The 12,671-nt window shown below is 58.5% G+C and carries 13 protein-coding genes; 3 read left to right on the top strand and 10 right to left on the bottom strand.

What is annotated here, in order from left to right; all coding sequences use genetic code 11:
• Positions 1-41: 41 nt before the first annotated feature.
• The 5 genes from acpS to rpoZ all read right to left on the bottom strand — a co-directional run bounded on the left by acpS (position 42) and on the right by rpoZ (position 4,621).
• Positions 42-473, bottom strand: coding sequence for a holo-ACP synthase (gene acpS / locus AC0N03_RS03370; RefSeq protein ID WP_474287055.1), 432 nt, complete (start codon positions 471-473; stop codon positions 42-44).
• A complete protein-coding gene (locus AC0N03_RS03365) occupies positions 470-1,216 on the bottom strand; it encodes a pyridoxine 5'-phosphate synthase (protein WP_474287053.1) in 747 nt (248 codons plus the stop codon). The genes acpS and AC0N03_RS03365 overlap by 4 nt, the downstream gene beginning before the upstream one ends.
• A 9-nt stretch (positions 1,217-1,225) precedes the next feature.
• Positions 1,226-1,810, bottom strand: a complete 585-nt coding sequence (gene pyrE, locus AC0N03_RS03360) for an orotate phosphoribosyltransferase (RefSeq protein ID WP_474287051.1) — start codon at positions 1,808-1,810, stop codon at positions 1,226-1,228.
• A 44-nt stretch (positions 1,811-1,854) separates the two neighbouring features.
• On the bottom strand, positions 1,855-4,062 hold the full coding sequence (locus tag AC0N03_RS03355; RefSeq protein ID WP_474287050.1) for a RelA/SpoT family protein: 2,208 nt from the start codon (positions 4,060-4,062) through the stop codon (positions 1,855-1,857).
• 166 nt (positions 4,063-4,228) lie between these two features.
• Positions 4,229-4,621 (bottom strand): DNA-directed RNA polymerase subunit omega, encoded by a 393-nt coding sequence (gene rpoZ, locus AC0N03_RS03350; protein WP_474287049.1) that lies wholly within the window; start codon positions 4,619-4,621, stop codon positions 4,229-4,231.
• A gap of 475 nt (positions 4,622-5,096) precedes the next feature.
• On the opposite strand from rpoZ, the gene AC0N03_RS03345 reads away from it, so the two are divergent.
• Both AC0N03_RS03345 and AC0N03_RS03340 read left to right on the top strand, forming a co-directional pair.
• Positions 5,097-5,702: a LabA-like NYN domain-containing protein gene (locus AC0N03_RS03345; RefSeq protein WP_474287048.1), complete on the top strand. Its 606-nt coding sequence runs from the start codon at positions 5,097-5,099 to the stop codon at positions 5,700-5,702.
• Between the two features lie 9 nt (positions 5,703-5,711).
• Positions 5,712-6,359, top strand: coding sequence for a uracil-DNA glycosylase (locus AC0N03_RS03340; protein WP_474287046.1), 648 nt, complete (start codon positions 5,712-5,714; stop codon positions 6,357-6,359).
• Here AC0N03_RS03340 and AC0N03_RS03335 read toward each other — a convergent pair.
• The 4 genes from AC0N03_RS03335 to guaA form a co-directional block, all read right to left on the bottom strand.
• Positions 6,313-7,128: a CDP-alcohol phosphatidyltransferase family protein gene (locus AC0N03_RS03335; protein WP_474287044.1), complete on the bottom strand. Its 816-nt coding sequence runs from the start codon at positions 7,126-7,128 to the stop codon at positions 6,313-6,315. The genes AC0N03_RS03340 and AC0N03_RS03335 overlap by 47 nt on opposite strands.
• 1 nt (position 7,129) lies before the next feature.
• Positions 7,130-7,831 carry a phosphatidylserine decarboxylase gene (locus tag AC0N03_RS03330; protein ID WP_474287043.1) on the bottom strand — a complete coding sequence of 234 codons (702 nt, stop codon included), beginning with the start codon at positions 7,829-7,831 and terminating at the stop codon, positions 7,130-7,132.
• Between the two features lie 170 nt (positions 7,832-8,001).
• Entirely contained in the window at positions 8,002-8,211 is a 210-nt protein-coding gene (locus tag AC0N03_RS03325; protein ID WP_474287042.1) for a cold-shock protein, read from the bottom strand.
• A gap of 243 nt (positions 8,212-8,454) precedes the next feature.
• Positions 8,455-10,041, bottom strand: a complete 1,587-nt coding sequence (gene guaA / locus AC0N03_RS03320) for a glutamine-hydrolyzing GMP synthase (RefSeq protein ID WP_474287041.1) — start codon at positions 10,039-10,041, stop codon at positions 8,455-8,457.
• A 174-nt stretch (positions 10,042-10,215) separates the two neighbouring features.
• On the opposite strand from guaA, the gene AC0N03_RS03315 reads away from it, so the two are divergent.
• Complete coding sequence (locus AC0N03_RS03315; RefSeq protein WP_474287040.1) at positions 10,216-11,118, top strand: hypothetical protein; 903 nt, start codon at positions 10,216-10,218, stop codon at positions 11,116-11,118.
• 24 nt (positions 11,119-11,142) lie between these two features.
• On the opposite strand, the gene AC0N03_RS03310 is transcribed toward AC0N03_RS03315, so the two are convergent.
• On the bottom strand, positions 11,143-12,669 hold the full coding sequence (locus tag AC0N03_RS03310) for an SPOR domain-containing protein (RefSeq protein ID WP_474287039.1): 1,527 nt from the start codon (positions 12,667-12,669) through the stop codon (positions 11,143-11,145).
• Positions 12,670-12,671 lie beyond the last annotated feature (2 nt).

The raw sequence follows: 12,671 nt of genomic DNA, 5'->3' as shown, positions 1-12,671 counted from the left end.
GCAAATCTTTCGCGCTGGTGTGCGCTTTCGATAGGGTCAATTCAAGGCTTAAATTGGGCCTGCTGCGGCAATTCATCGGCGCGCAACGCCTCAATGACAACGAACGCCTGCGCATAGGGCGCATCGTCCGTCATGGTCAGGTGAATCCGCCCCACATATCCGGGCGGAACAAGCGCGGCAAAACGCTGCGCCGCGCCGCCTGTCAGGCGCAATGTCGGCTGTCCGCCCGGCAGGTTGACGACACCCATGTCGCGCCAGTACACGCCCTGATGCAGGCCCGTGCCAAGAGCCTTGGCGCAGGCCTCCTTCGCGGCAAAACGCTTGGCATAGGTGGCCGCGCGCGTCGCGCGGCGGTCGGCCTTGCGCCTTTCCGTCTCGGTGAAGCAGCGCTGGGTGAAGCGCTCGCCAAAACGCTGCAGCGTCTCCTCGATGCGGCGGATGTCGCAAAGATCGGAGCCGATGCCGATGATCATCGCTGCGCGGCACCTTCGGCAATGGCACGGCGCATATTGGCTATGGCCGCGTCAAGCCCGATGAAAATCGCCTCGCCGATGATGAAATGGCCGATATTCAGTTCGACGATCTGCGGCAGCGCCGCAATAGCGCGAGCCGAGTCATAATCGAGGCCGTGTCCGGCATGGCATTCTATGCCAAGCTCTGCGGCCTTCTGCGCAGCGGCGCGCAGGCGCTCGAATTCCTGAGCGGCGCGTGCGGTTTCGCCATGCGCGAGCAGATCGCACCATGTGCCGGTGTGAAGTTCAATGACCGGCGCGCCGAGTGATTTTGCCGCTTCGATCGCGGTCAGCGACGGCTCGATGAACAGCGAGACGCGCACCCCGGCTCTGGCGAATTCGGCAATGGCGGGCTTGAGGTGATCATGCCCGGATATCACATCGAGCCCGCCTTCGGTGGTGCGTTCCTCGCGCTTTTCCGGCACCAGACAGACGGCATGCGGCTTGATTTTGAGGGCGATGGCCAGCATCTGATCCGTCACGGCCATTTCAAAATTCAGCGGCTTGGTCAGATTGGCCTTGAGGCGCGCCATGTCCTCGTCGCGGATATGGCGCCGGTCCTCGCGCAGATGCGCCGTGATGCCGTCCACGCCTACGGCGACGGCCTGCAGGGCCGCGCGCACGGGATCAGGCAATGTCCCGCCCCGTGCATTGCGCACGGTGGCGACATGATCCACATTCAGGCCCAGACGCACAGTTTTCATAATGGCTCCTTACACTTTCAAACCCCGGCTTCCCGGCTTGACAGCTGGAATGGCCGCCAGTTCGGGCGGCAGCTGATCGGCGGGATAGGACGGAATATCGAGCGTCGCCAGCGCGACACGCGGTACGCCGATCTCGGCTTTGCCGCCGGAGCGGTCGATCAGACAGGCCGCCCCGACCAGATTGCGCGTATGTTCGGCAATGGCGGCAATGCACTCGCGGGAGGAAAGGCCCGTTGTGATGATGTCTTCCACCATCAGCACGCGCGCATCCGGCGCGATCTCGAAGCCGCGGCGCAGCTTGAACTGCCCGTCCTCGCGCTCGACAAAAATGGCCTTCGCGCCCAGATGCCGTGCGGTCTCATAGCCGGGCACGATGCCGCCCACGGCCGGAGACACCACCACATCGATCTTGCCAAACTGCGCCTCCGCTTTTGCGGCGAGGGCCTTGCACAATTTGCTGGTGCGCACAGGATCCTGAAAGATGAACATTTTCTGCAGAAAGACCGGGCTGCGCAGCCCGGACGAAAGAATGAAGTGCCCCTCCAGCAACGCGCCCGCAGCACGAAATTCTTCCAGCACCTCAGCTTCTGTCATCTTGCGCTCCGTTGGCGATCTTGGGTTGTGGTGCAGTCATAAGCTCAGCCGTTGACGCGCTCAACCTGCGAAACGACTTTTTTTGCCCGCAGCTGCGAAATTATCGCGTTCAGATGCTTGAGATCCCAGACTTCAATATCCAGAACCATTTCGCGGAAGTCCGGCGAATGTCCGGACATGGCTATATTGTCGATATTGCCGCCATGATCCGAGACTGTCGCGGCAATTTCGGCCAGCGTGCCCGGCTCATTGAGCACGGTCAGGCGCAACTGCGAGGGGAAATAATCCTTACGTCCTTCCTCGATGTCCCAGCGCACATCGAGCCAGCGGTCGGGCTGATCGTCGAAGGCCATCAGCGCGGGCGACTGGATCGGATAAATGGTGATGCCCTCCCCCGGCGTAAGAATTCCGACGATGCGATCTCCCGGCACGGCGCCGCCATCGGGCGCAAAGCGCACCGGCAGGTCGGAATCATGGCCGCGGATGGGGATCGGCTGCGGCCCCACCTCCTTGCCTGAGCCCGGTACCTTGAAGACAAGGCTTGATGCCTTGCGCAGGCCGAACCAGCCGCCCTCGTTCATATCGGCTGCCGGCCCGGCCTTTCGCTCATCCTTGAAATCCGGGTAGACAGCACGCACAACATCGCCGGAGAACATTTCTCCGCGCCCGACCGCCGCGAACACATCGTCAATATTGCTGCGGGCCAGCCGCGGCAGAGCGCCCTTCAGCTTCTCTTCGGTGAAGGTCTTGGCGGCCCGCTCGAAGGCGCGCCCGACAATCTGCCGGCCAAGGCCGGAATATTGCGCCCGGACCGAATCCCGCGTCGCTTTGCGGATGGCTGCGCGGGCCTTGCCGGTGGCGACGAGTCCTTCCCATGCTGCGGGCGGCACCTGCCCGTCGGATGTTATGATCTGCACTTCGTCGCCGTTACGCAGTTCGGACAGAAGCGGCGCGACCCGGCCGTTGATTTTGGCGCCGACAGCATTGTTGCCGACATCGGTATGCACCGAATAGGCAAAATCGATCGGCGTGGCGCCGCGCGGCAAAGCGATCAGCCTGCCCTTCGGCGTGAAGCAGAAGACCTGATCGTGAAACAACTCCAGCTTGGTATGTTCCAGAAACTCATCCGGATTATCGCCCTCGGCCAGCATTTCCACGGTGCGCCGCAGCCATTGATACGCGCGGCTGTCATGCGAGAGCGCGGCATCATCGGTGGCGCGGCCGTCCTTGTAGAGCGAATGCGCCGCAATGCCGTATTCGGCGATCTCGTGCATCTGAAAGGTACGGATCTGCAATTCGGCCCGCTGGCGGCCCGGCCCGACGACGGTGGTGTGAATGGAGCAATAATCGTTCTGTTTCGGCGTCGAGATATAATCCTTGAACCGGCCCGGCACAGTCGGCCAGGTGGTGTGCACCACGCCGACGGCGCGATAGCAATCCTCAATTGTATCCACCAGAATGCGAAAGCCGTAGACATCCGACAATTGCTCGAAGGCGATGGATTTACGCTCCATCTTGCGCCAGACGGAATAGGGTTGTTTCTGTCTGCCCTTAACCTTGGCGTTTATGCCGCGCGCGGCGAATTGCTCGGCAAGCTCCTGCTCGATCCGCTTGATCAGGGCGCCGTTCTTGGCGCGCAGCTCCTCAAGCCGCGCCGTGATCATGGCGTGCGCCTCGGGCATGAGATGGCGGAAAGCCAGCCCTTCCAATTCCTCGCGCATCGACTGCATGCCCATGCGGCCGGCAAGCGGCGCATAGATATCCAGCGTTTCCTCGGCAATACGCGCCCGCTTCTCCGGCGGAACAAAATGCAGCGTGCGCATATTGTGCAATCTGTCAGCCAGCTTGACCAGAAGCACCCGCACGTCATCCGCAATCGCCAGCAGCAGCTTGCGGAAATTTTCGGCCTGCGCGGTGCGCTTGGATACAAGATCGAGCTTCTTGAGCTTGGTCAGGCCATCGACCAGCGCGCCGATCTCCGGCCCGAACAAACGGTCTATGTCCTCGCGGGTGGCGCCTGTATCCTCGATCGTGTCATGCAGCACCGCCGCCACTATGGTCGCGTCGTCGAGCTTGAGGTCTGTCAGAATCGCCGCAACTTCAAGCGGATGCGAGAAATAGGGATCGCCGGATGCGCGCGTCTGCGAACCATGCGCCTGCATGGCGTAAACATAAGCGCGATTGAGCAGATCCTCATTAGCTTGCGGATTGTAGCGCTTGACGCGATCGACCAACTCATATTGCCGCATCATGCCGCCGAAAACTCCTGATGAATCGCCCGGATCATACCTATGCCCGCACTATCGCTTTGACAGGATTGCTATGCAAGCATTCTGCCAATACATGAAATTGGGTGTCATCTGCCAAAAAAAAAGCGCGGCCTGAAGCCGCGCCGTCAGCAACACCAAAACTGAAGACTCAGTCGTTGTCGTAATCATTATCAGCAGGCGGAACCAGTTCCTCAAGACCGCGCAGCAGGTCTTCCTCGGTCATCCTGTCAAACTGGATGTCGCCGGCCGCATCCACAGCCTGATCAGCCGAAGCGGCAAGTGCCGGCACGACTTCGGTTTCAGGCTCGTCAACCTCGACATGCTTTTGCAGCGAATGAATCAGATCCTCGCGCAGATCCGGAGCAGTCAGCGTTTCATCAGCTATCTCACGCAGGGCGACAACCGGATTCTTGTCATTGTCGCGCGCAACGGTGAGTTGGGCGCCCGACGACAGCAGGCGTGCGCGATGGCTCGCGATCAGGACAAGGTCAAAGCGGTTCTCGACCTTATCAATACAATCTTCGACGGTGACACGCGCCATGACAGCACAACTCCTATTATGAATTTTCACACGATTGACCGTCTCCTACACGTCTGCGCGGCAAGATGCAAGAAATGGATGAACCAGGTTGAATTTGTTCTCCCCGCCTCGCTGGCACGAATCACCAAATTCATCTTCCCCGGATTGCCTGTACGATAGTGCGCAAGAATTAATAATCCAATTATCGGCCTATATTGGAATATTATTGTAAAATTTATTGAATAATAAACATCTATAGAAAACTTATGATTTTATCCATGAGGCTTAAATACGAAATTTTCTATTATTAAACATATATTATGCGAGAATATATTATCGTTTTTTATTAAAAAAATAATTTTTTGTTCTTATTTTTAAATAAATGTTTGCAATTTAATAAAATTTATATTTTATATATATCCGTTACTGCACGATGTGCGTAAATATAGAAAATATTTCAATTCAGCACTCACTGAATTTCAGATTGGATACATACATGTCAACATCCGAAAGAATTGCCTTATTCATAGACGGCGCAAATATTTATGCAACAGCCAAATCCCTTGGATTTGACGTCGACTATAAGCGGCTGCTCAAGGAATTTCATGGAAAGGGACGCCTGATACGCGCCTTTTACTACACCGCTCTGATTGAAGACCAGGAATATTCCTCCATCCGTCCGCTGATCGACTGGCTGGACTATAACGGCTATTCGGTCGTCACCAAACCTACCAAAGAATTCGTGGACTCGCTTGGCCGCCGCAAGGTCAAGGGCAATATGGATATCGAACTCGCGGTCGATGCTATGGAAATGGCCGATCACATCGATCACCTGGTTTTGTTTTCTGGCGATGGCGATTTCAGATCACTTGTGGAAGCCGTACAGCGCAAGGGTGTGCGTGTTTCGGTCGTATCCACCGTAATGACACAGCCTCCCATGGTGGCAGATGAATTGCGCCGTCAGGCCGATGAATTTGTCGATATTTCCCAGATTGCGCAGCGCGTTGGCCGCGATATCCGCGACAATGTTGAAAAAGCCCCGATGCGATATTTCGATCGTCGCCCGAATGGAGTAATGCAGGACGGAGAATTGGAAATATAGAGCGTTGGCTTGACCCAAAATCCTGATCTGGACTGTACAAATTGCGCGCGTTTGGTGGAATTTCGCCAACTTGCAAAATTACGCATACCCGGCGGGCACAATGCGCCCGTCATGAATTTTGGCTCGCCGCGCGCTCGGGTGCTTATCGTTGGTCTTGCACCCGGACTGCACGGCGCCAACACAACCGGGCGGCCATTCACCGGCGACTGGGCCGGTGATCTCCTCTACCAGACACTGCTTGAGCTTGGTTTTGCCCGAGGGGAATATCTCGAACAAGCGGATGACAGCCTGCAACTGATCGACGCGCAGGTGACGAATGCTGTGCGTTGCGTGCCGCCGGAGAATAAACCTACCCCGGCGGAAATCGCCCAATGCCGCCCCTATCTTATCGGTACAATGCGGGAAAACCCTGATCTGAAGGCGATCGTGGCGCTGGGCCGCGTGGCGCATGACACTGTCTTGCGCGCATTAGGCGAGACGCTTTCCCGTTTTCCGTTTGCGCATGGCGCCCAGCATCAGGTGGCCTCTTACATGCTGTTCGATTCGTATCATTGCTCCCGATACAACACGAATACCGGCGTGCTGACGCCAGACATGTTCCGCGCCGTATTCAGCTCCGTGAGGACATATCTTGACGGAGCTGCTCCTCGCGCCTGACGAACACGCGATATTTGCGAACCGAAAAGGGAATCATCAGAAGATAGACCAGCGTGAGCGTCACCAGCACCTCAAAGGGATAGGTCGCCAGCAGCAGAAACAGGGCCATTACGCCAAATAAGACTGGAATCAGATATTCGCGCGGAATGCGCCCGAGAGACTTGCCGGAAAAATGCGGGATGCGGCTGACCATCAACAGCGCAACAAGCAACGTATAGACAATCTCGTAGGGCACGAAGCTATGTTTATGCTCAAGCCCGAGCAGATTGAAATAGACCGGCACAAGACCAATGATTGCGCCGGCGGGCGCAGGCATGCCGACGAAAAAATGGCTTGTCCAGGCCGGCTTGTTCGGATCATCCACAGCGACATTGAAGCGCGCAAGGCGCAAGGCGCAAGCGATGGCAAAAACCATGACAGCGAACCAGCCTGCGCTTTTGAGTTCATGCAGCGAGAAAATATAGAGAACCAGACCGGGAGCGACACCGAAATCGACAAAATCAGCAAGCGAATCAAATTCCGCGCCGAACTTGGACGTACCCTTCAGGGCGCGGGCTATGCGCCCATCGAGCGCGTCGAGAACCGCGGCCGCGATAATGGCTTCTACCGCGGTCTCGATGCGGCCTTCCATCGCAAAGCGGATCGACGTCAGGCCAAGGCAAAGCGCCAGCAATGTGACAAGATTAGGCAAAATATAGCGTATAGGCACGGCGGAAAATCTCGGCGCCTCTTGCGCGGCAGAAAGCTCTTCGTCGGGAAGGTCAGCCATTTTAACCTGCCTTGAAGATGAGCGGCGACATGGACGACGGGGCAAAATCAGCCAGAATCGTCTCGCCGGCGACAGCCTTGCTGCCGAGGGAAACCAGAATGCGCGCGCCGTCCGGCATGTAAACATCGACGCGGGAGCCAAAGCGAATGAGACCAAACCGCGCACCGGCGGAGAGCACCTCCTGCTCGCGCGAAAAACAGACAATGCGGCGTGCAATCAGGCCGGCAATCTGCACCACGCCGAACGCGCCCTGCTCTGCCTCGATGATAAGCCCGTTGCGCTCGTTATCTTCGCTGGCCTTGTCGAGATCGGCATTGAGAAACAACCCCGGCTTGTAGGCTATGCGGGTAATGCGCCCGGCAACAGGCGCGCGGTTCACATGGCAATCAAACACGCTCATGAACACGGAAATGCGCTGCATGGGGGCCGTGCCGAGACCAAGTTCAGGCGGCGGCGCGAAATAGCCGATGCTCGAAACAATGCCGTCAGCGGGCGAAACCACCAGTCCTTCGCGTACGGGCGTGACGCGCCGGGGGTCACGGAAGAAATAGGCGCACCAGAGCGTGGCGAAGAGCCCGAGCCATCCGAGTGGACTCCACAAGAAATGCAAAAGCACGGCCGCCACTGCAAAAACTGCAATGAAGATATAGCCCTCCGGATGGATGGGTGTGACCTGGCGGCGGATGGAATCCAGCATATTCATTTTTTAGCCTCTTTATCGTCGCCCCTCATTTACAGAAAAGCGGCAAAAAGTCACGAGGCAAATAAAATGCACGCAGCGGCGGCGGCTATATTCGGTACAACTCCGGGTCAGCAAGACCCTGAAAAGAATATGGCCCGCTTTCGCGGGCCATAGACTTGAAATCAGAAGTTTCAGGCAGCCTGAAGCTGACCAGCGGACATCTTGCCGCTGCGTGCATCGCGCTCCACTTCGAACTTGATCTTCTGACCTTCGTTCAGTGTGGACATTCCGGCGCGCTCAACGGCCGAAATATGCACAAATACGTCATTCCCGCCGGCATCCGGCTGAATGAACCCAAAACCCTTTTGGCCGTTAAACCACTTCACTGTACCAGTTTGCATTGTAGTCCCTTTCTGGAGACAATTTTTGCGCCGATCTTTGGCGCGTAGATCAAAATGTCGGAGAGGGTCGAGAAACAATGCCAGAGCAAAACTGCGTCTGTCTGGAATGAAAGGCTAACCAAGGCGATATTTGACGCGTGAAGGTAACCCTCAATACGTAAATATGCAAGGAAATAAAAAATAATTTTAAATTCGCCCCCGGCCTGTACAAGTATTATTCACGCAACGATAAAATTCTATTGGTCATTCCCATTCGATCGTGCCGGGCGGCTTGGAGGTCACGTCATAGACCACGCGGTTGATGCCCTTCACTTCATTGATTATGCGGGTGGCGGCGCGGCCAAGGAAATTCATGTCGAATGGAAAAAAATCCGCCGTCATGCCGTCAACGGATGTGACGGCGCGCAGCGCGCAGACAAAATCATACGTGCGTCCGTCGCCCATCACACCCACCGTGCGCACGGGGAGCAGAACGGCAAAGGCCTGCCAGATGACATCATAGAGCCCTGCCTTGCGGATTTCCTCGAGATAGATGGCGTCGGCCTTGCGCAGAATATCAAGTTTTTCTGGCGTAACGCCGCCGGGGCAGCGGATGGCAAGACCGGGACCGGGAAAAGGATGACGCCCGACGAAGGCTTCCGGCAGGCCAAGTTCGCGGCCCAGCACGCGCACTTCGTCCTTGAAGAGTTCGCGCAGCGGCTCCACAAGCTTCATCTTCATCCGGGCGGGCAGCCCGCCGACATTGTGATGCGACTTGATGGTCACCGAAGGCCCGCCGCTGAATGAAACACTTTCGATCACATCGGGATAAAGCGTCCCCTGCGCCAGAAAATCCGCACCGCCGATCTTCTTGGCCTCGGCATCGAAGACATCGATGAAAAGCCGGCCGATGATCTTGCGCTTCTGTTCGGGGTCGGCAACGTTGTTCAGCTCTTCGAGAAAAAGTTCCTGCGCCTCAACATGCACCAGCGGAATATTGTAGTGATCCTTGAACAGGCGCACCACTTCCTCGGCCTCGCCCATGCGCAACAATCCGTGATCGACAAACACGCAGGTCAGCTGATCGCCGATGGCCTCGTGCAGCAGAATGGCGGCGACGCTGGAATCCACCCCGCCCGAGAGGCCGCAGATAACCCGGCCTGAGCCCACCTGCGCACGGATGCGCGCAATCGCCGCGGCGCGGAACGCATGCATCGTCCAGTCTGATTTGATGCCGGCGACACGGTGGACAAAATTGGCGAGCAGCTTGGCGCCGTCGGGCGTATGCACCACTTCAGGATGGAACATGGTGGTATAGAAGCGGCGCTTCTCATCCGTGGCTATGGCAAATGGCGCGTTCTCGGATGTCGCCTTGACGCTGAAGCCTTCAGGCAATTGCGTCACCCTGTCGCCGTGGCTCATCCAGACCGGATAGGACTCGCCGACCGTCCATATGCCCTCGAACAGCGCCGAGGGCTCCCTGATGACGATATCGGCGCGGCCGAATTCAGCGGCATGGCCGCCCTCGACCTTGCCGCCCAACTGCGTGCACAGGGTCTGCTGGCCATAGCAGATCGCCAGAATCGGCACGCCTGCATCAAAAATGGCCTGCGGCGCACGCGGCGACCCCGGTTCGGTCACCGATGCCGGACCGCCGGAGAAAATCACCGCCTTGGGCTTCATGGCAGCAAAGGCCTGTTCGGCTGACTGAAACGGCACAATCTCCGAATAAACACCCGCTTCACGGATACGCCGGGCAATAAGCTGCGTTACCTGGCTGCCAAAATCGATGATAAGCACCTTATCGCCAATGCTGGCGGACACGGCTTCGGCGGATTTAGAGCTGGACATTGAAAGGTTCCCTTCACCAAGCGAAGCGAATTAAGCGAGTTTTGCCGGGGAAGCAAGCCAAACCCGTCAATTTTGCCAATGGTTAGCGGAAATATACCAGCATTTGAATGAATGATTTGACGGGGAAACAAGAGCTTGAGCTTAGGCTGGCGCTTGTTGTGATCAGGATTTGAGATGCGTACACTTTCTCGCCGATGGAACCCGAACAATATTCCGGCCATGTTCTCCGAACATATCGAACCCGGCCCGCCGCCTTCGCCGCGCCTGCGCCAGCGCAACCGCGACCAGCTGCTGCACGAAACATTCAGGGATAAATGCCAACGACGTTTGGCCGCTCTGATTCATAACGCGGCCACGATGCACTGGCGCGGCGCGATCAAAGCGGCGGCTCTGCTGCTGCGCGGGCGACGGGGCCAGCTGGCCGGACTGATCGAGCCGGGGCTGGCCATCGGCGCGCTGGGCGGCTTTTGCCAGACCGCAAACGATCTCTCAGCCGAAGTGGTGCTGGAAGCCTATGCACGCGGCATGTTCCTGCAATCGGGCCTGACCGATGCAAGTTTCTGGGCGCCTGAATCGCGCAATGTGATCGACCTTACTGCGCTGCCCGCGGCAGCAACCCATCTTGTCGCCTCGGCCTCGACCTTCGACAATAACACCGATTACATGATCGCCCGCTGCCAGTCCGGGCGCAAGGTCCGCTATTCGCAGGCCGTGCTTCAGGCATTTGCGCGCGTCTCCGACGCGGGCGCCGGGCATTCATTTGAGTTTCGCAATGCCGCGGGGGTGATCACGGGCGGCGCATTTGGCATCGCAACGGGCTGTGTTTTCGTTATTCACGGATTGTTCAGCAAGGAGAAATCCGACGAGAGCCGGGTCTTTGACCATCTGCTGGCCGCGCTGAAGGAAAAATCCTTCCTTGTGGCGGATATAACCCCGATGAAAGACCGGAAACATCCTTCGGCAAGAGCCATGTCTCGTCCCGACTTCAATTTCTGCCTGAAGACGAAACGAGCGGAAACACCCACCGGACTCTGGTCAAAGCCATCACGCAAACCGGTGGAACGGCAGGCGGCCTGAAGGCCTGCCCGCCGCGAGCATCAGTTAGCGCGCAATGAAGCATTGCCCGCCGGCGCTGCGCAGTTTTTCGCAAACGCGCACGGCCTCATCCTTGGCCATGTTTTCGAGACGTACGCGGTAGATCGTACGGCCATTGACGTCAGCCTTGTGCACGGCGATCGGATAGCCGCTGAAGATCGCGCCATATTTTGACTGGAGACGCGCGATCAGGCCCTTGGCTTCGGCTTCAGTTGCCGGAGCAGCCAGTTGTACTGCATAGGAACCAGTGGCTGCGGCTTTTGCCGGCGCTTCCGCAGCGGCGAGCTTTTCAGGCTTGGCCGAGGTTGCAGGCGCTATCTGCAGCGGCCCGTTTGCCGCAACAGGACGGGTTGTCACAGCTGAAGCAGATTTGGGCGTTTTCGCAGGCGTCTCCGCTGCCGCGCCCGGCGTTGCGGCTGCGGTCGCGGGACCGGCATCTCCGGGACGACGCTGCGGCACGGGGACATTCGCGGGCTTTGGCGCAGCCTCCGGAGGCGGCACGTCCGGTGCGGCATCAGCTACAACGGCGGCGGGCGCATTTTCGGCCATTGGAGCGGCAGCGGGCGCTGGCGGCGTCGCTTCGCCGCTGATCACCGAACCATCGGGACGGACAGAAACGGTCTTGACGCGGTGCGGCTCGGGGAAACCATTGGCCGGGACAGGTGCGCCCGGAATGGCCGTCGCGCCATTGCTGTCCGGATTGAGCGCCTGCGCCTGATCCCCGCTCAGAGGAACAGTACGGGCAATCTTGATCGGCGGCTGACCCGGCTGCTGCACAATGGCAACCGGCTGCTCCACCTTGCCGGAAACAACGGCGGACGCATCCTGCGACATGGACGCCTGATCCGGCGTGGCTTTGGTGGCATCGGTCTTGGGCGGCTCCACCTTGACCGGCGTCTGCGCGGCCTTGATCACCGGCAAAGATCCATCGGCGGGCTTGCGCTCGAAGCTGCGCATGCCCAGAAAAGCGCCGGAACCGATGGCAGCGACAAGCAAAATGCCAACGAGCGCCATGCGCCCCGCACGCGGCTGGCTCATGTCCTCCGCCTCGCGCACGGGTTCGAAGCCGCTATCCGTCTCGGCCTCTTCGGCGGTGGCGGTCAGATGCGTGAAGAATTCTGCCTCGTCCTCGTCGGTCTGCGGGCTCGGCTCCGCCGTCTCGAAATATTTTGGCGCGAAAGATGCTGCGGAGGCGGCTGCCGGCACGGCCGGGCGGACTGGCGGCGGAACAAGATTGGCCGGTGCAATGGCATCAACGGGAGTTGGCCGGCGCGGCGGCGAGAAAGCCAGAGGCGCGGCCGGCGCCGCCGGAGCCGCGGGCGCGGCCTGGGTCAACCTTGGCTCCAGCCGCGCAGGCGTGCCTGAAGCGGCTTTGGCAAAAACACCCTTGAATGGATCTGCCTTGCCAACGATGCGCGAGAGCTCCGCCAACGGGTCATCGCCGGATTGACCGGATTTGGAGCCTGCGAAAAGCTGACGCTCGAAATCGTCAAGGTTCACGCCGGATCGCTGGGCTTTCAAACTCTCGCTCATGT

This window comes from Methylocystis sp. sgz306128 (assembly GCF_056032725.1).
This window is presented reverse-complemented; position numbering and strand designations above follow the sequence as displayed.

Coding starts and splice junctions, on each gene's coding strand:
- acpS (WP_474287055.1), bottom strand. CDS start 473: ATGATCATCGGCATCGGCTCCGATCTTTGCGACATCCGCCGCATCGAG.
- AC0N03_RS03365 (WP_474287053.1), bottom strand. CDS start 1,216: ATGAAAACTGTGCGTCTGGGCCTGAATGTGGATCATGTCGCCACCGTG.
- pyrE (WP_474287051.1), bottom strand. CDS start 1,810: ATGACAGAAGCTGAGGTGCTGGAAGAATTTCGTGCTGCGGGCGCGTTG.
- AC0N03_RS03355 (WP_474287050.1), bottom strand. CDS start 4,062: ATGATGCGGCAATATGAGTTGGTCGATCGCGTCAAGCGCTACAATCCG.
- rpoZ (WP_474287049.1), bottom strand. CDS start 4,621: ATGGCGCGTGTCACCGTCGAAGATTGTATTGATAAGGTCGAGAACCGC.
- AC0N03_RS03345 (WP_474287048.1), top strand. CDS start 5,097: ATGTCAACATCCGAAAGAATTGCCTTATTCATAGACGGCGCAAATATT.
- AC0N03_RS03335 (WP_474287044.1), bottom strand. CDS start 7,128: ATGGCTGACCTTCCCGACGAAGAGCTTTCTGCCGCGCAAGAGGCGCCG.
- AC0N03_RS03330 (WP_474287043.1), bottom strand. CDS start 7,831: ATGAATATGCTGGATTCCATCCGCCGCCAGGTCACACCCATCCATCCG.
- AC0N03_RS03325 (WP_474287042.1), bottom strand. CDS start 8,211: ATGCAAACTGGTACAGTGAAGTGGTTTAACGGCCAAAAGGGTTTTGGG.
- guaA (WP_474287041.1), bottom strand. CDS start 10,041: ATGTCCAGCTCTAAATCCGCCGAAGCCGTGTCCGCCAGCATTGGCGAT.
- AC0N03_RS03315 (WP_474287040.1), top strand. CDS start 10,216: ATGCGTACACTTTCTCGCCGATGGAACCCGAACAATATTCCGGCCATG.
- AC0N03_RS03310 (WP_474287039.1), bottom strand. CDS start 12,669: ATGAGCGAGAGTTTGAAAGCCCAGCGATCCGGCGTGAACCTTGACGAT.